General features: G+C 61.5%; 15 protein-coding genes. 2 read left to right on the plus strand and 13 right to left on the minus strand.

Annotation, left to right across the window (positions count from 1 at the left end; all coding sequences use genetic code 11):
- Nucleotides 1–98 precede the first annotated feature (98 nt).
- Nucleotides 99–1,406, minus strand: a complete 1,308-nt coding sequence (locus ACH6CX_RS05140; RefSeq protein WP_237063780.1) for a hypothetical protein — start codon at nucleotides 1,404–1,406, stop codon at nucleotides 99–101.
- A gap of 147 nt (nucleotides 1,407–1,553) precedes the next feature.
- Here ACH6CX_RS05140 and ACH6CX_RS05145 point away from each other — a divergent pair, with 147 nt between their 5' ends.
- A complete protein-coding gene (locus ACH6CX_RS05145) occupies nucleotides 1,554–2,033 on the plus strand; it encodes a BLUF domain-containing protein (protein WP_232941662.1) in 480 nt (159 codons plus the stop codon).
- A gap of 42 nt (nucleotides 2,034–2,075) precedes the next feature.
- Here ACH6CX_RS05145 and ACH6CX_RS05150 read toward each other — a convergent pair whose 3' ends face one another.
- The 7 genes from ACH6CX_RS05150 to ACH6CX_RS05180 all read right to left on the minus strand — a co-directional run bounded on the left by ACH6CX_RS05150 (nucleotide 2,076) and on the right by ACH6CX_RS05180 (nucleotide 7,064).
- Complete coding sequence (locus tag ACH6CX_RS05150; protein ID WP_396675044.1) at nucleotides 2,076–3,401, minus strand: tetratricopeptide repeat protein; 1,326 nt, start codon at nucleotides 3,399–3,401, stop codon at nucleotides 2,076–2,078.
- Between the two features lie 50 nt (nucleotides 3,402–3,451).
- On the minus strand, nucleotides 3,452–3,658 hold the full coding sequence (locus ACH6CX_RS05155; RefSeq protein WP_237063778.1) for a hypothetical protein: 207 nt from the start codon (nucleotides 3,656–3,658) through the stop codon (nucleotides 3,452–3,454).
- Nucleotides 3,659–3,662: 4 nt separating this feature from the next.
- Entirely contained in the window at nucleotides 3,663–4,340 is a 678-nt protein-coding gene (locus ACH6CX_RS05160) for a hypothetical protein (protein WP_232941665.1), read from the minus strand.
- Between the two features lie 144 nt (nucleotides 4,341–4,484).
- Nucleotides 4,485–4,919 (minus strand): hypothetical protein, encoded by a 435-nt coding sequence (locus ACH6CX_RS05165; protein WP_396675046.1) that lies wholly within the window; start codon nucleotides 4,917–4,919, stop codon nucleotides 4,485–4,487.
- A gap of 105 nt (nucleotides 4,920–5,024) precedes the next feature.
- The gene (locus ACH6CX_RS05170) at nucleotides 5,025–5,942 is read right to left on the minus strand and encodes an alpha/beta fold hydrolase (RefSeq protein ID WP_396675048.1); all 918 of its coding nucleotides are present in this window, start codon (nucleotides 5,940–5,942) and stop codon (nucleotides 5,025–5,027) included.
- Nucleotides 5,943–6,115: 173 nt separating this feature from the next.
- A complete protein-coding gene (locus tag ACH6CX_RS05175) occupies nucleotides 6,116–6,622 on the minus strand; it encodes a PH domain-containing protein (protein ID WP_232941668.1) in 507 nt (168 codons plus the stop codon).
- Nucleotide 6,623: 1 nt separating this feature from the next.
- Nucleotides 6,624–7,064 (minus strand): MAPEG family protein, encoded by a 441-nt coding sequence (locus ACH6CX_RS05180; protein ID WP_396675050.1) that lies wholly within the window; start codon nucleotides 7,062–7,064, stop codon nucleotides 6,624–6,626.
- 218 nt (nucleotides 7,065–7,282) lie between these two features.
- Here ACH6CX_RS05180 and ACH6CX_RS05185 point away from each other — a divergent pair, with 218 nt between their 5' ends.
- On the plus strand, nucleotides 7,283–8,173 hold the full coding sequence (locus tag ACH6CX_RS05185) for a patatin family protein (protein WP_232941670.1): 891 nt from the start codon (nucleotides 7,283–7,285) through the stop codon (nucleotides 8,171–8,173).
- Here ACH6CX_RS05185 and ACH6CX_RS05190 read toward each other — a convergent pair.
- The 5 genes from ACH6CX_RS05190 to ACH6CX_RS05210 form a co-directional block, all read right to left on the minus strand.
- The gene (locus tag ACH6CX_RS05190) at nucleotides 8,146–8,718 is read right to left on the minus strand and encodes a DUF1415 domain-containing protein (RefSeq protein WP_232941671.1); all 573 of its coding nucleotides are present in this window, start codon (nucleotides 8,716–8,718) and stop codon (nucleotides 8,146–8,148) included. The two genes, ACH6CX_RS05185 and ACH6CX_RS05190, sit on opposite strands and share 28 nt — an antisense overlap.
- A gap of 5 nt (nucleotides 8,719–8,723) precedes the next feature.
- Nucleotides 8,724–9,260, minus strand: coding sequence for a DUF2058 domain-containing protein (locus ACH6CX_RS05195; RefSeq protein WP_237063776.1), 537 nt, complete (start codon nucleotides 9,258–9,260; stop codon nucleotides 8,724–8,726).
- 115 nt (nucleotides 9,261–9,375) lie between these two features.
- The gene (locus tag ACH6CX_RS05200; protein ID WP_334078522.1) at nucleotides 9,376–10,977 is read right to left on the minus strand and encodes an AbgT family transporter; all 1,602 of its coding nucleotides are present in this window, start codon (nucleotides 10,975–10,977) and stop codon (nucleotides 9,376–9,378) included.
- Nucleotides 10,978–11,183: 206 nt separating this feature from the next.
- Nucleotides 11,184–13,580 (minus strand): mechanosensitive ion channel domain-containing protein, encoded by a 2,397-nt coding sequence (locus ACH6CX_RS05205; protein ID WP_396675053.1) that lies wholly within the window; start codon nucleotides 13,578–13,580, stop codon nucleotides 11,184–11,186.
- A 271-nt stretch (nucleotides 13,581–13,851) separates the two neighbouring features.
- On the minus strand, nucleotides 13,852–15,585 hold the full coding sequence (locus ACH6CX_RS05210) for a carbohydrate-binding module family 20 domain-containing protein (protein ID WP_396675055.1): 1,734 nt from the start codon (nucleotides 15,583–15,585) through the stop codon (nucleotides 13,852–13,854).
- Nucleotides 15,586–15,614 lie beyond the last annotated feature (29 nt).

The raw sequence follows: 15,614 nt of genomic DNA on the forward strand, positions 1-15,614 counted from the left end.
GCCCAATCTACCGCGAGCTGTGGCGCTTGCCAAGTGTACGCCCGGTATACAGCCTTCCCCGTTTGGGCCGGCGCACCGGGGAGTTGGTCCCCCGGGTATCAATAGGCCACATCAAACCCCAGCAGGATATAGGATTCCTTATCCAGGTGGCCGGTGAAGTACAGTCCCTGCTGGTCATTTGCTCCGAGAAAATCGGCATTGATCTCGATGATTCCCTTGGCATTGCGCATAAAGTAATAGCTCGCAGTGAAGGTGAGGGTATCAATTTCAATGCCCTCGTAGATCGTATCGGTATGGGCCAGGTCATTGGCGTCGGCGCTGTTGTACAGGAGTGAAAATGCCCAGCGATCGCTGGCGATATAGTCCAGGCCCAGGAAACCCCCGTGCCAGTCATACTGTCGGTTGGGCCAGAGGATCGTATCGCCGATTTCCGGCTGCAGGAAATCATCCCAGCTGGTCCAGAGATACTGGGCATACCAGTGCGCCCTGTTGCCGATACTGCCGGAAAAGTCGACCCCGAGCATGGTTACATCCGAGTCTCGCTCGCCCCTGAACAGGCCCGCTGGACCGGTGGCGCTATCCCGTTTTCCTGAAAGCGCAAACAGTCCCGCGGACAGCGGCTCCTCATCAACACCCAGGCGGGCAAAGGCACTTTTTGAGTTGTTGTCATCAAAGAGGTTGTCCGGGCGGCGATAGCCGGGACTGTTCACATTGAAGTTATCCGTGATGCCATTGCCATTGACCAGCCCCAGGGCCAGGTCAACCGGGCCAAATGACCGATCGAGTATCATGCCCCGCTCATAGGTGATACTGGCCATGCGGTACACCATAAAGTCCTGGAACGTGAGACGTACTTCCCGCGGAAACATCAGGTCTGATATCTGGAACTGGCCCAGCTGCAGGCCGACACCGGAGCTGAACAGGTCACTGTGGCGGATCCATGCGTCCTCGATGATCACTTCGCCGTTTTCTCCCTTTTCGGCGAAGATCCCGTAAAAGTAGTAGGTGAGGTTTTCACTGAGGGGCGCGCTGGAGAGCAGCTTTACCAGATAGGGCGCCTGGAAATCAGTATCCGCCTCTACACGCTTGCCGTTCAGTGGATCGATCGATTCACCCTCGCGCCCCTGGAAATACGCCTGGGCGCGCACGGCAAAAGGAACCTTCTCCGGCAGGGCCAGCAGGTTGTCCCCGGTATCGACTGTTTTGTCGCGCCATGAGGGCAGGCGGTAGTTATTACCGGCGAACTCTTCACCGAAGGCATTCAGGCGGGGAAAAGCCGAGTGGCAGGCGGCGCAACTCATCTCGTACTGGCGGGCAAATACCGGAATTGCCCAGGCTCCGAGGGACTGCAGTAAACAGGCAAGCGCGACCGCGGGAACCAGTAGCCGCGCAGGGAGCAAAGGCATGCGTGTTCTCCGAATAGTATTTAACTTCTGGAATCTAGTGCACCAGCGCCTCTTGTAAAGCGCGAGGGAAGAACTGTTTGCACTCCCGGGTAATCCACAGGGTGATTGCGCGCGTATGACGTCATTTGGGTTAAAGGGGGTGTCACCATGTCTGAGCTGGTTAGGCTGATCTACGCCAGTCGCGCAGAGTTCGCGCCGGCTGATCCTGTACAGGGGGTTGAACCCAATGTCGGTCGCATACTTATGCAGAGTCGTCGCAACAACAAGCGCAGTGGAATTGGCGGTGTTTTGTACTTCGGCGACGGGCATTTCTTCCAGGTTCTTGAAGGAGAGCGCGAGGCGGTCAACAGGACTTATCAGCGCATCAGCGGCGATTCCCGCCACCGGCAGCTGACCATCCTGTCGGTGAACACAGCGGAAACGCGTCTGTTTGCCGACTGGTCGATGAAATATGTCCCCGCCGAGCAGTCGGTGCGGGAATTCCTGGCGGCGCGGGATTACCTGCGTTTTGCGCCGCTGCAATTCAGTGAGTCCGAGGCAAAGGAGCTGGCTCGCCTGTTCCACCGTGAGCACACGGGGCGGGAGCGCGCTGGCAGGTTCAGCTGGCGCAGGTTATTTGATTTCTGAACCGGTGTATCCCGGTGCCCGACATAACTGCGGCGTGCCGCGCTAGGGGGTGTGCTGTGCGGAAGCGCGGGCAATAAACCCCTGGTTTACCAGGCTGTCCGGTTTCAGTGCCAGTCGCTCATTGGCGAAGGCTTCCGCCAGTTCCCGGTTGCCACTGCGGATGGCTGCCTCGGTGAGGGTCCAGTCGATGATATCCCGCTGTGCGTGGCTGCCACCGAAGGTATTGGCTATATAGCGGGCGCTGTGCAGGTGTTCCGTGGCCCGGTGATAGTCACCGTGCCAGAAGGCGATAAACCCTTCCACCAGGGGCAGGCCGGTCTGCCAGCCCCAGTGTGATACCTCCGCTTCGTTGTCCCTGCCGGCACGGAGGCTGTTGGTGATGTCTTCCGCCCTGCTGTCCTCCCCGGCACCGAGGTAAGCCATCACTGCATGCCAGTCGTTGAAGGGGTAGAGCCGGCCATCCGCATGTTGTTCCCAGGCTTTCGCCAGCTCTTGCCAGCGGTCACCGACGTCGCAGCCACTGATGGACAGGCGCCATAGCAGGGCCGAGGCATCCACCATATCCAGCGCCATATTACTTTTTTCACTGCGCACCGGGCCGTCATAGAGCGCCAGAGCCTCGTCCTGCTCGCCCAGGTCCAGGTGGTACAGTGCCCGGTGCCACCAGTTGTGCACCTTGAAGAAGTTTTCCTCCCCGGCCCAGAACGCTTCGCGGCTTTTCATCCATTCGATGCCGACTTCGGGACGGCCGGTCATTTCCAGTACATGGGCCACTGCGTGGTGGGCCCAGCAGTCGAAAGGTTCCAGCTCGATGGCGCTGTGGCCATATTCCTCCGCACGCAGGTAGTCGCCGGTTTCCTCGAGCCCGAAGGCATACATGCCCAGGAGGAGCGAGTAGCCCGGGATTTCCGCCGACCACAGGGGCAGGGCGCGGGCGAGCCGGTCGCGCAGGTCGCGGCTGTTGGCCCGGTAGAAGTCCACCAGGTGCCCACATTGCAGTGCCACCAGGTCGTGGGGGAAGCGCGCGCAGTGGTAATCCAGTGCCTCTGCGGCAGTGGTCCAGTAGCCCATCACCAGTTTTTCCAGGGCACTGAACAGGGATTCTTCACGGTCATTCATTGGCAGGTCGCGGGCGGCCAGCAGGGATTTCTGTGCCGCGAGATTGGCCGCCGGCTCAGTGGCCACAGCACAGAGGCCCGCCTGCAACAGGTGGGCCATGGCAAACTCCGGTGCCGCATGGATCGCCTTCTGCAACGGCTCCAGGGGGTCGCCATGATAGAGATTGAATGCGCGCAGTCCGGCCAGGTAATGTGGCATGGCCTCGTCTGTCGCACCGGAAACCGGGTATCCCTGTTCGTCGCTGGGCATGTTGCGCTCCGTCCTGTTCTGGATAATGTCGCGTATGGGGGCGGCGGGGCTCAGTGGTCATCCTGCCGGTTTTTACTGCGGCCTTTCCGCTGCTGGATCCAGCTGCCCAGGAGCCCGCCAATAAAACCGGCCACGGGGTACATGATGTAGGGCAGTACTCCCTTTCCCGCCCCCAGCAGGTCGACCAGGAGTGCAACGACCAGGCCGCCGGCGGCACCGCCGAGGGCCAGTCGCAATGGTCGCGGCATCACTCTCATGCAATCAGTCTCCCTGTATCACGGCGTCGGGGACCAGGTAGGACTCCTGTTCACCAATATCCACGCGCCAGTTGTCTCCCTGTCGCTGCCACTGGACCTTTGCGGCGCCATTGGTGGAAAACCGGTTCTTGCGAAAGTACAGGATGCGCAGCACTGACGGATCCGCAGGGGAAATGGTCCAGATGGTTGCCTCGGGCCGGTGGCGGCGCACCCGGAATGGGCATGCGAGGCTGAACTCGGCGTCGCCAACGGCACAGGTAAGCTTGCCGGCCGTATCGTATTCAAGCGGCCACTGGACGTCGCCCGTGGTGGGCGTGGCGGGAGTGCCCGCAGTGAGTGAAATGTCCAGGCTGAAGTTGGCAGTTTCGTCCCGCCGTGCGGCACTGGGCATCAGGTAAGCCTGGATGGTGTAGACACCGGATGAGGGCAGTACCTGGGAAAAACGATTGCCATGGGTGGAGCCGATAAACCTGGCGGCGTCCCCGGGACCCTTGCCCGGGGCGAAGATATTGAAGTAGTTGGCGGCATTATCGGTTTGCATTTCCACCGTCATACGCTGCCCGGCGCTCGCCTGTACGGTATAGAGCTCATAGGCCCGGCCCTTGATCGTCCCCTCTATGGTGGCGCCACTGTGGCCGGATTTGAACTGGATTGCATTGTCCGGCTGTTCTTCTGCCTGCACACATGGCAACAGTGTCCCGGCCAGGAAGCCAAACAGCAATGAAACAAATGTATGCCAACGTGCCCCGCTACTGGCAGGGAAACAGGTCGGCCAGCAGGATTTGCAATGCATTCCGTTATGCCCGAGTGAAGCTATTCCCTCAGTCTAATGCATGTGCAGCGGCTGGTGATCTCCCAGCACATAGCGGACGAGATCCGCAGCATCCGTGAGCAGGCTGGCGCCCGCGATTACCAGGTAGATAAAGGCGTACATGCGGAAAGGGCCGGAATATTCATCCCGCCAGAATTTTCCCAGCAGCCAGAAGTACACGGGTGTCCAGAAAAGCAGGTGCGTCACCCCGAGGAGCCGGACATAACCGACCCAGTCATAGAGCCAGTTCATGGTCACGGCGGAAGCCACAAACGCCGCCAGGATTGCCAGGGCTTCGGGCCTGGCAGTGACGCCGCCTGTCGGCTTTTTCTTCAGGACAAAGAAAACCGCTGCCAGGTTGGTCAGTATCATCACCCGGAACCACCAGCGCAGCCATTCGGCTTCTGTTGCCGCGGCAGCGATCAGGTCCGGGGGCATGGTTTCATTCATGGGCCGTTACCGTGGTGTTTACCGCAGTAAAGCACACTGGCTGCTATCGTGACCTGCCAAGGCGGTCAGGCGCCTGATCGGTTCCCGCCTGTCCCGGGCGGATTACTATGCCGGCGCTGTGGCGATGGCGATTACCCGGCGTATGGCGGCAGCCAGCTCGCCGGGCACTTCCTCCTGGAGGAAGTGCCCGGCCTGCGTCTCGGTCACACGGGCATCGGGGAACAGCTCCAGGTTGCCGTGCAGGGCGCGACCGAGAATGGGATCGCGACAACCCCATACCAGCTCCACCGGGCCGCGGAAGTCCCGCGCCCAGCGGTCCACCAGTGCCAGCTGCGCGATTGTCGGGTGCTCGAGCCGGGTGGGCACCATGCGCGCCAGTGCCAGTGGCGCGGTCCGGTCGCGGAAGTGGCGGAGGGGATACCTGTAGGCGCGCATTTCCGCTGGCCCCAGGCTGGCGGGATTGCCCTGTACCTTCGGCAGCATGGGCATCGGGAAATTGAACAGGCGGAAGGCCAGGTCGGAGATCACCGGGCGGTTGGCAAAGCGGTGAAAGGGCGTCACCCGTGGTTGTTTCGTCGGCAGCCGCAGGGAGGTGTTGGCAAAAACCGCTCCGGCAATACGTTCCGGGTTCAGCGCCGCCGCCAGGCCGCTAACTGGCCCGCCCCAGTCCTGGCCGACGATTGTGATTTCCCGCAGGTCCAGTGCACGGATCAGTGCCGAGAGCTGGTGCCCGTGAAATTCCAGGGTGTGGATGGCTGGATCGCGGGGCTTGTCACTGAAGCCCATGCCGATCAGGTCAGGCGCGATCACCCGCACCGGCTGCTGCAGTAGTTCCTCAATCACCTTGCGCCACAGGAAACACCACATGGGATTGCCGTGCTGCATCAGCACCACAGGGCCGGAACCTTGATCGACAAAGTGCATGCGATAGCCACCGCTGCTGAACATGCGGCGGCGGTAGGGAAGTTGCTCCGCCAGCCAGGCGGGCAGGGGCGGCGCTTCCGAAAACGGGAACTGTTCCATCACCGGACTCCTCGGGGGCTCGTTGTCATTATTGTGCCGTCAGTGAGTCAAGCTAGCACGGTGCAGGCAACGGGGAATTGACCGAATCGACTCCAGCGATAGACAAACAGGAACGCTTCACGGGCGTCGGCCTGCAACCCCGTATTGGGCTCGAGGGTCCGCGAGCGCGCCGGTTATTGTCGGTCAATGCGCTCCTGCAGCAGCGCTACCAGCTTTTCCGGTCGGCCGGGGGTCACCACCAGGGTGCGCTCGGGAAAGCGCAATATCACCGCTTTTGCCTGGTCCGTGGCGAACGCCCGGTAGCGGCCGATGTGCTTGTTCTGGAACAGGCCGATGTAGCCGAACAGTCCGCCGTTGCCAAATATCCGGATAGAACCCTGCATGGCGCCGGGATCGGCAACCACCTGCTGCAGCCCGTCGAGCGGCAGGCGCGTTTTCCACAATGGGCGAATTACGTAGATGGCATCGCCTTTCAGGGTGAAGCCGCGGATGGCGAACAGTGTCGAGAGCGCCAGGATCGCCACCGGCAACCAGATGGAGACCCTGTAGAGGACGGGTGGGTCGGCCGGCGCCCGCGCCATCAGGATCAGTGGGATAGCCAGTAGCAACAGCACGGCGAGAGCGGTGAGCCATTTCAGCTGCCGGCTCCAGGGAGCATTGAATTGGTAGGGAATAGCCATTTCAGTCAATTGTTAGAGTCAGGGTAATCAGCGTCCGGATGGTAAGCGCAAACAGCACCAGCGTCGACAGGGTGAAAATCATAAAGCGCACCTCGATTTTGTTGATCAGGGCCTGGAACAGGCTGTGGGCGACCCGCAACCCGACATATCCCCAGGCAAGCCAGAGGTCGGCGCCGTTACCCTGTTCCAGTAATGCCTGGGTCAGGCAGATGGCGTAGAAGAGCGTCGGTTGCTCCATCAGGTGGTTGTAATTATCGGCCTTCCAGCGCACCCGGGCTGGCAGCCGGCCCATCAGTTCGGGCGGGGGGACAGTCGGGTCCAGGTCGATTCCCGCCCTCGAGATGGCGGGCAGGCGGGTCGCATACATCCACAGCCACATCAGCAGGGACCAGGCAACCAGGACCGTGACGGGGACAAGGATCGGGCTGGCAATGACTGTCATAAAGATTCCTTATTGTTATGGCCTGCGTGACGCGAATAACCTTGTACCATAGGTGTCCCATTCCAGTGACCCCGACAATTCGTGCAGGTAGAAAAGCATGCCAGCTCGCCGGGGGATGATGGCCGCGGGGTCCGGATCTTCGCTGGTGTTACGCTGTGCGCAGATTGTACTATTGTGACTGCGTTTTATTTTTTGGTTTCAAGGCAGAGGGCGCTGAAGTGAGCAGCAAAGTCGGTAATCGTGCGCTGGTTGTTGAGGGTGGTGCGATGCGCGGGATTTTTGCCGCCGGCGTCCTCGACGCATTTATTGAGTCCGACTTCCTGCCCTACGACTTTGCCATCGGTGTGTCGGCGGGCTCCACCAACCTGATCGGTTACCTGGCGGGGGACCGGGGACGCAGCCGCAGGATCCTGCTCGACCACGCGCGGCGCTCGGACTTCATCAACTGGCGCCGCTACCTGAAAGGCGGCCACTTCTGCGATGTAAGCTGGCTCTGGCATGCGTCATTCGACGAGGTGCCGCTGAACGTCCAGCGCTACTACGACAATGCGATACCGCTCTACGCCGTGACTACCAACGTCAATACGGGCGAGGCCTGCTACCTGGAAGTATCGGCGGAGAATATGCACGAGGTGTTCCCTGCGTCCTGTGCCATCCCGTTTGTATACCGGGAATTCCCGCAGGTAAACGGTGAGCCCATGACCGATGGCGGCCTGGCCGATTCCATTCCCGTGATCCGGGCCTACGAGATGGGCGCAACCGATATCACCGTGGTGCTGTCGCGGCCACTCGGGTATCGCAAGCGCCTGACGCCCGCCCCGCAAATGCTAAAGCAGGTATTTCACGAGCACTCGCGGCTGTTCGAGTCGGTTCTGGAGCGCGCCGGACGCTACAACCGGGCGCTGGAGTTTATCGTCAACCCGCCGCAGGGGTGCCGGGTGTCAGTTATCGCACCACCGGAGGACTTCCCGGTGAAGCGTTTTACCCGCGAACCCGACCTGCTGGAACAGGGCTACCAGATGGGGCGCCTGCAGGCGCTCCAGCACCTGGGGCTGGCCTCGGCGTGTTCGTCCGTGGGAGATCAGCGCGACGTCGGCGGATCGCGGTAGAAGAGGTAGGGGAACAGCCTGCGTTTCTGCTCCGGCGACAGCCCGCTGACCCTGCGGATATTCTGCTCGGGGATCGACTCCGGATCGGGATAGTTGGCCAGCACCCGCTCGATCGATTCTTCCCGGATCAGGTGCAGGATCGGGTAGGGGGCTCGATTGGTCAGGTTTTCTGCATCACCGGGGGCAGTGCCGGCGAACTGGTAATGGGGATGGAAAGTGGCCAGCTGGTAAATCCCGCTGTAGCCGTGCCGCTCGACCAGCCACTCTGCCAGGTCCAGGAACTGGTTGAAATCGGTAAACTCCTGCAAGTGGTGCGGGATGACCAGGAGGGTGGTCTCCAGCTCCGCGGGCGACAGGGAATCCAGCCGTTCCATTTCCGCCAGCAGCTCCTGCATCAGGGCCTCGTCGGTCTCCGCCGCGCTGACTGCAAAGCGGACCTGGCCCGCGCGCATGGGCCTGCGTGCGAAAGGGCAGAGGTTCAGGCCTACCACTACGTCGGCAAGCCATTTCTCCACTGCCGCGATCACCGCCTCGCGATCGTCCAAGCCGCTTACCACATCAGGTCGTCGGGGATCTGGAACTCCGCGTAGGGATCGTCCTCGTCCACGGCACTGCTGTCTTCCGGCGGCTGCACCACCGCATCCGGGTTACGCTCGGCAATCTTCTCGGCTATCACCCGCGGTACCAGCTCGAACTTGTCGTCCAGGCCGACGATCATCAGGCGCCCGGCAGCGAGGTGGTCGCGCACCGCCTCGCTGACATGGATGGTCTTGATCTTGCGCTCAAAGGTGAAGTTGTAAGCCACGTCCTCGCGGCCACGGGGCTGGCGGTTGCCGGCCACCATCTGGCGGATCTGGGCGGCAATGGCCTTTTCGTGGGCGGCTGCTTCGCGCTCGGCATTCAGCGCCCGGTCACGGGCCGCTTTCTCGGCCCGGGCCTGTTCCGCCGCTGCCCGGGCCTCGTTTTCCACCTGCTGGCCGGACTTCTTGGCCACTTTCTGTTGCTTGCGCTTTTCCTTGCTGACCTGTTTCGCTTTCTTGCTGTCGACGAGGCCGGCCTTGAGTAACTGGTCCTGGAGAGAGCTCATGTGAATTCCGTGAGTGGTCCTGGGGATTTTCGGGGACTTTAAACTGATTCGGGCGCTAATGGCACCCTCTTGGGCGGCACCGCGCGGGTGCCACCCAGTGGATTTCTGGCTTGGCCTAGCTTGAATAGTAGGTCGCAGCGCCGGGACCGACCGGCAGGCCCAGTGCGAATACCCAGATAAAGAACAGCAGCGACCACCCCACGAAGAAGAAAATCGAGTAGGGGATCATGGTGGAGATCAGTGTACCGATACCCAGGTCCTTCTTGTAGCGGGTGGCAAACGACACGATCAGGCCGAAATAGCTCATCATCGGGGTGATGATATTGGTGACCGAGTCGCCGATCCGGTAGGCCGCCTGGATCACTTCCGGGGCATAGCCCAGCAACATCAGCATGGGCACGAAGATTGGTGCGGTGACCGCCCACTGGGCGGAGGCACTGCCCAGCATCAGGTTCACGAAGCCGCACATCATGATAAAGAACAGGAACAGCAGCGGGCCAGTCAGGCCAATACTTTGCAGGGTGTCGGCGCCCACCACGGCGAAGATGGTGCCCAGGTTGGTGACCTTGAAGAAGGCCACAAACTGGGCGGCGAAGAACACCAGGACGATGTACATGCCCATGGTCCCCATGCTCTTGGACATGGCGTTGATTACGTCACGGTCGTTGCGCATGGTGCCGGTGACGCGGCCGAAGACAAATCCGGGGATCGCAAAGAACACCACGATCAGCGCCACGATACCCTTCAGGAACGGGGAGCCGGCGACCGCACCGGTCTCAGGATCCCGCAGCACGCCCCACTCCGGCACAATGGACAGCGCGAACAGGGCGCAGACTGCCAGAACCGCCAGGCCCGCGTACTTGAGGCCGCGTTTCTCATCGGCGGTGAGCTCGCCCATCTTGTCCTGGGACAGGTCCACAGAGGCCTCGGATACATCGTATTTACCCAGCTTGGGCTCGACGATGGCGATGGTCACCCAGCTGCCCACCAGGGTGATCAGCACGGTGCTGACCATCATGAAGAACCAGTTCACTTCCGGGCCCACGGCGTAGGTGGGGTCGATCATATGGGCGGCGGACTCGGTGATACCGGACAGCAGCGGATCCACGGTGCCGATCAGCAGGTTGGCGCTGTAGCCGCCGGATACACCGGCAAAGGCCGCGGCCAGGCCCGCCAGTGGGTGGCGCCCCAGGGAGTGGAAGATCATTGCCGCCAGCGGGATCAGCACCACATAGCCCAGCTCCGAGGCGGTGTTGGAGAGAATGCCGGCGAAGACCACAATCACGGTCACGGTGCGCCTGGAGGCCTGCATCACCAGGCCCCGCACTGCGGCGCTCAGCAGCCCGGAGTGCTCTGCCACACCCACACCCAGCAGGGCCACCAACACGGTGCCCAGCGGCGCAAAGCCGGTGAAGTTGGTCACCAGGCTGGTCACGATCATCCGCAACCCGTCCCCGGACAGCAGGTTGAACACCTCGATAATACCGTCCGGGTCCCGGCCAGCGGCACCCACCGGGCGCGGGTCCGGCACTGCCAGGCCGAACCAGGACGCGATACCGCTGATAAACACCACGCCCACGGCAAACAGGGCGAACAGGGTGATCGGGTGGGGCAGCAGGTTACCCAGCCACTCGACGGTATCGAGGAAGCGGGTGAACGCGGTCTTCTTTCCCGTGGCCTGGGAGCTTTCCGCACTGGGGGAAGTGGTTGAGGTCATGGCTGTTCTCTGGTTCTGTAAGAATTCTGTGTTAGTGCCAGCACCGGTTACCGGTTAAAAATTGGTCAAAATTTGTGCTAAAACCGTCGATGATACACAAAACGGGGCCGCGGCTGAACGGCCGTGCTGAAATTCGCTGGGGGTGACCGGGATGTCATGCAGCGGAGCGGGCCGGCTGTAATGCCGGGGGCGCTGTGGACGCGGGTTTAGTCGGGCCGTGAGAGCAGTTGCACGGCAATGGGTGACCCAGAGTCCAGGTGAACATCCCGCTGGGGGAAGGCGATCTCGATATCGCGCCCGGCAAAGGCCTCCACGATGGTGTGGCGCAGGTCGGTGAGCACGGTGCGGAAATCCGGCTGCGCAGCCAGGTCGAGCCAGAAATAGATGCAGAAATTCAGCGCACTGTCCCCGAAGTCCTCGAATACCACCACCGGTTCCGGTACCTGCACCACCAGTGGGTGGTCGCGGGCAATGGACTCGAGCAGTTCCTGCACCTCGCGGGTGGGCGAGCCGTAGGCCACACCGACAGTGATGCTGGTCCGCATACGCTGGTCTGAAAGGGTGATATTGGTGACGGTGTTCTCCAGCAGCATACTGTTGGGGATCAGGATTTCCACACCATCGAACCGCCGGACCCGTGTGCAGCGGTCGCCGATCTTGTCCACGATCCCGCGCACTCCCTCGATCTCTATCTGGTCGCCGGCACGGATCGGCTTTTCCCCCAGCAGGATAAAGCCGCTGATCAGGTTATTGATCAGGTTCTGGGCCCCGAAGCCGATGCCGATGGCGATGGCGCCGCCGAGGAAGGCGAATACGGTCAGGGGGATCTTTACAGTGATCAGTGCCAGCGCGACTACCACCAGGACCAGCCCGATGCGCAGCAGCCGCTGCAGCAACAGCCGGTTCTGCCATTTGCCGGCCGAAAAGGGCAGGACGATACGGCTGATCAGCCTGGAGATCTGCGAGGCGAGTAGCAGGCCAATGGCCAGGATCAGTAATGCCTGTATTACCTTGCCCAGGGTAATCGGGCGCTGCTCGACAACGCGCTCACCGTCCACCACCAGCGTGTCTTCCACCGATGCCAGTTCATAGTCCCAGATGCGTAGGGCTTCCTGTAGCATCAGGTCCCACCAGCCGCGAATTTCCTCCGCAGTGGTGGCGTTGCGGATACGGGTTTCCAGTTCCAGTTGCCAGAGTTGCAGGAAGTCCCGCAGCCGCCGGGCAGCAACCAGGGTGGTTTCCAGTTGCTGTGTGCGGTCTTCCAGGCTGGCCAGCAGGTCGTGCCGGGCAGGCTCCAGTGCGGACACGGAGAAACGCGGCTCGAGTGCGAAATCCTCAGCTTCGGCCCGCGCCTGTTCTAGGCCGGAGATGCTGTCACCGATCACCTTCCCGAAGGTGGGCAATTCCTGCAACAGGGTTTTGGCCCGGGCCACCTGCCACTCCTGTTGCAGGCGGTATCGCTCCTCCCAGAGGTCCCGTCGCAGTTGCAGGTAAGTGATCTCCAGGCTGATGTCGTCGCCGGTGTTCCTGAGTACATTCATCTGCCGCTGGCGCAGCTCCAGTTCCGCTTCCTGTCCGGTCGGCTGCCCCGGGGTGGCGGAACCCGTCCCGTCTCCGGGCGGACCCGGTTCCGGGTCTTTCACCTGGTCGGTATTACCTGCTTCGCCGGGCTGCGCTGGCGGGTCGGCCCGGTAAGCGGGATCCGGGTGCAGGGATTCGATTCTCGCTGCCAGTTCCGCCTGGCGCGGGTCGAGAGCCTGGCGTTTCTCCCGTGCGTCCTGGAGTTGCGCAGCCAGCGTGGCTTTACGCTCCTCGAATTCACTTTCGCTGACGCGTGTATCGGCCAGGGCGGTCGCCAGTTTCTGCCGGATAAAGTCAGCCCTGGCCTGCTGGTAGGCGATACGTTCCTGCAGGTGTTTTTCCGCGGAGCGCAGGTAGGCCACGGTCTCGCCGTCGAATCGCAGTTCAAGTTGCGCCAGTTCATTATCGCGGCGAGCCTGCGCCCGCTTCGGGCCCGTAGGCGCGGCCTCGAGTGCCTCCATTGCCTGTCGTGCACTCCTCTCCGCGTCGCCATAGGCGTCGAACACGAGGTTTTTCCCGTATTCGATTGATGCCAGGCGGGTCTCCGCGGTTTGCCTGGCAGCGCGCGCAGCCTTTAACTGGTGAAACAGCTTGTCCGCCAGCGCTGCGGGGTAGGGACCCGGTTCGGGAAAGCCGGTCCAGTTGGCGATTTCGCGTCGCAGGTCCTCGCGCTCCTGCTGCAGGCTGGTTTCGTCCTCGATGATGCTCAGGTGCCGCCGCGCTGTCTGGACCCTTCCCGAGAGAAGACCTACCCGGCGCTCCAGTGGCGCGGTGTCCTGTCCTGACCCCTGCAGCGGCTCGAGGGTTTTCCTGGCTTCGCGCAGCTGGTCACTGGCTGACTGGAGGTTGTCCTCTACCCGGGCTCGCTCGGCCTCAATGTCTTCCAGTGGCGCCTGGGCCTCCGGCAATTGTGGTTCGGCCGCGGGCTCTGAACCGGGCAGTGAGAACTGCGCGAATGCGGGGGTGGGAAAGCAGGATATGACGATGCAGGGTACGACGATGGAGAGCCAATGCCTGATCAACCCGCCGGACTCTGCAATGGGATTGGGGGCGGGGAAATGCCGGCGCCAAAAACCGGTTCTCTGTCTGATGCCAATCCTCATCCCGGGGGTTCCAATCGTTGCGGGCCGATTTCCCAGTCCAGAGCATAGTCAAAGGCGCCTGGTTGTTTACGGGTGGGGGAGCCGCTGTTGATCCCAGCGTCGATATGCGTTGGCCGGGGAAGTGAGGAAAGAGGGGCACTGTGGGATGGCGGGCCCGGGGGCCCGCCTTTTTACTTCCAGCCTGTGAGAGTCAGAAGCCGGCCGACTGGCTGGAGTCGGATGTACCGGTATTGAAGCCATTGTTGGAGCCCGGTTGCCACTCGATTCCGGCGCCGGAATTATTTTCCTCGCGCTTGAGGCATTTCCACTCCACGTCGGTAGAGGCGGGCAATTCAATAGTGGCACTCCAGGTGGGATAAGCGGAGGCGTCCAGGACTCGCGCACCGGCCGGGTCCCAGTTGCCCAGTTCATCCTGGTTTCCTACCACGTAGACACTCTGGCCCCAGTAGGTGTAGCCGTTGGCGCAGCTGAATGACACATTTACCGGGCCACCGGCACCGCCGCCCGTAGAGCCACCACCGCCGGACTCGCCACCGGAGTTGCCACCGCAGTCGGGGCAGGGGACACCCACGCGGGCGCCCACGTGAATCGCAGAGGCGTTGCGGTAGTAAACGTTGAAGTTTGCATTGCCATTGCCGTCCACGGAAATAGTGGGGCCACTGCAGGTGCCGGCGTCGTAATCGAATTCGCCCTGGATGATGTCGCAGTAGGTGCCGGCGGGCATACCCGTCTGGAAGCTGCGGTTCAGGTCACTTCCTTCCATATTGATGGCCACGAAACCGAGCCCGCCGCGACCCCAGGCCAGCTGGTGGTTGCCGTTATCCCAGTAGTTGGTCACCCCGAAGTAATCGGCGGTATTGTTGCGGAAGGCCACCATATTGGCGATGGCACGATTGCGGTGTTCACACAGCCAGCCGTTGCTGCAGTCACCCGCGGCCGAGGCGGGAGGGCCCTGGTCATGGTCGCTCCAGTCGTAACTGGACATGACCTTCGGGTAACCATAGGGCCAGCCCAGCAGGAATACATGCGCCATATTATTGGCGTTGTTGCCGTCCTTGTGGGTGATCGTGTTATCGGTATTCTGCCGCTGGTTATCGTGGTTGGCCACGAAGGTGATGGCATCATCAGTGGGCAACCAGCCCTGCCAGTTGCCGATATTGCTGATTTCCTTCAGTGGCCCGCGCAGCTTGAAGTAATAGCCCATGGTATTGGTGAAGTTGAACTCCGTTACATCACCAACCCAGGTATAGTCACCGGCCTGTACCGGCTCGCCGGCCGCGCCGATCACTTCCTGGTAGATGTACGGGTCGCCATTGAGGCGTTGCACAATCGCATTGATATCCGCCGCAGGCATATGCTTTGCTGCGTCGATACGGAAACCTGCCACGCCCATCGAGATCAGGTCATTGAGGTAATCGGCAATTTTACCCTGGACGTAGGCGGATTCGGTCTTCAGGTCGTTCAGGCCCACCAGGTCACAATTCTGTATCGACCACTTGTTCGAATAGTCGATGTCGTCGGTGCAATTATGGAAATCATTGGGACCGTAGGGGACTTCGGGAAAATTCCGGTCCCAGGCCGCCATGTGGTTGATTACGGCATCGACATAGATGTCCACGCCAGCCGCGTTGCAACGGCTGACCATGTCGGCGAATTGCTGGCGGCTGCCGGAGCGACCCTCGATCGCGTAGCTTACCGGCTGGTAGCGGGTCCACCACTGGCTGCCGTTGATGGATTTCTGCGGCGGTGAAACCTGGACGGCTGAGAACCCCTTGGGGCCGAGGAAGTTTTCACATTCGGCAGCCACCTGGTCCCATTGCCATTCGAACAGGTGCACAAATGCTGTGCGGGGTACGGCGTGTGCTGTTGTGCTTGCCGTAGTGAGGGCCAGTGAAAGGAACATCATCGCACTGAAGTATCTCATCGGAGTACCTCGATTGGTTGGTTATTATA

It is taken from the genome of Microbulbifer sp. JSM ZJ756, from assembly GCF_044383805.1.
Taxonomy (GTDB): Bacteria; Pseudomonadota; Gammaproteobacteria; order Pseudomonadales; family Cellvibrionaceae; genus Microbulbifer; species Microbulbifer zhoushanensis.

What these genes read in the sequence shown, in the direction of transcription:
- ACH6CX_RS05140 (WP_237063780.1), bottom strand. Translation starts at nt 1,406, where the DNA reads ATGCCTTTGCTCCCTGCGCGGCTACTGGTTCCCGCGGTCGCGCTTGCC.
- ACH6CX_RS05145 (WP_232941662.1), top strand. Translation starts at nt 1,554, where the DNA reads ATGTCTGAGCTGGTTAGGCTGATCTACGCCAGTCGCGCAGAGTTCGCG.
- ACH6CX_RS05150 (WP_396675044.1), bottom strand. Translation starts at nt 3,401, where the DNA reads ATGCCCAGCGACGAACAGGGATACCCGGTTTCCGGTGCGACAGACGAG.
- ACH6CX_RS05155 (WP_237063778.1), bottom strand. Translation starts at nt 3,658, where the DNA reads ATGAGAGTGATGCCGCGACCATTGCGACTGGCCCTCGGCGGTGCCGCC.
- ACH6CX_RS05165 (WP_396675046.1), bottom strand. Translation starts at nt 4,919, where the DNA reads ATGAATGAAACCATGCCCCCGGACCTGATCGCTGCCGCGGCAACAGAA.
- ACH6CX_RS05170 (WP_396675048.1), bottom strand. Translation starts at nt 5,942, where the DNA reads ATGGAACAGTTCCCGTTTTCGGAAGCGCCGCCCCTGCCCGCCTGGCTG.
- ACH6CX_RS05175 (WP_232941668.1), bottom strand. Translation starts at nt 6,622, where the DNA reads ATGGCTATTCCCTACCAATTCAATGCTCCCTGGAGCCGGCAGCTGAAA.
- ACH6CX_RS05180 (WP_396675050.1), bottom strand. Translation starts at nt 7,064, where the DNA reads ATGACAGTCATTGCCAGCCCGATCCTTGTCCCCGTCACGGTCCTGGTT.
- ACH6CX_RS05195 (WP_237063776.1), bottom strand. Translation starts at nt 9,260, where the DNA reads ATGAGCTCTCTCCAGGACCAGTTACTCAAGGCCGGCCTCGTCGACAGC.
- ACH6CX_RS05200 (WP_334078522.1), bottom strand. Translation starts at nt 10,977, where the DNA reads ATGACCTCAACCACTTCCCCCAGTGCGGAAAGCTCCCAGGCCACGGGA.
- ACH6CX_RS05210 (WP_396675055.1), bottom strand. Translation starts at nt 15,585, where the DNA reads ATGAGATACTTCAGTGCGATGATGTTCCTTTCACTGGCCCTCACTACG.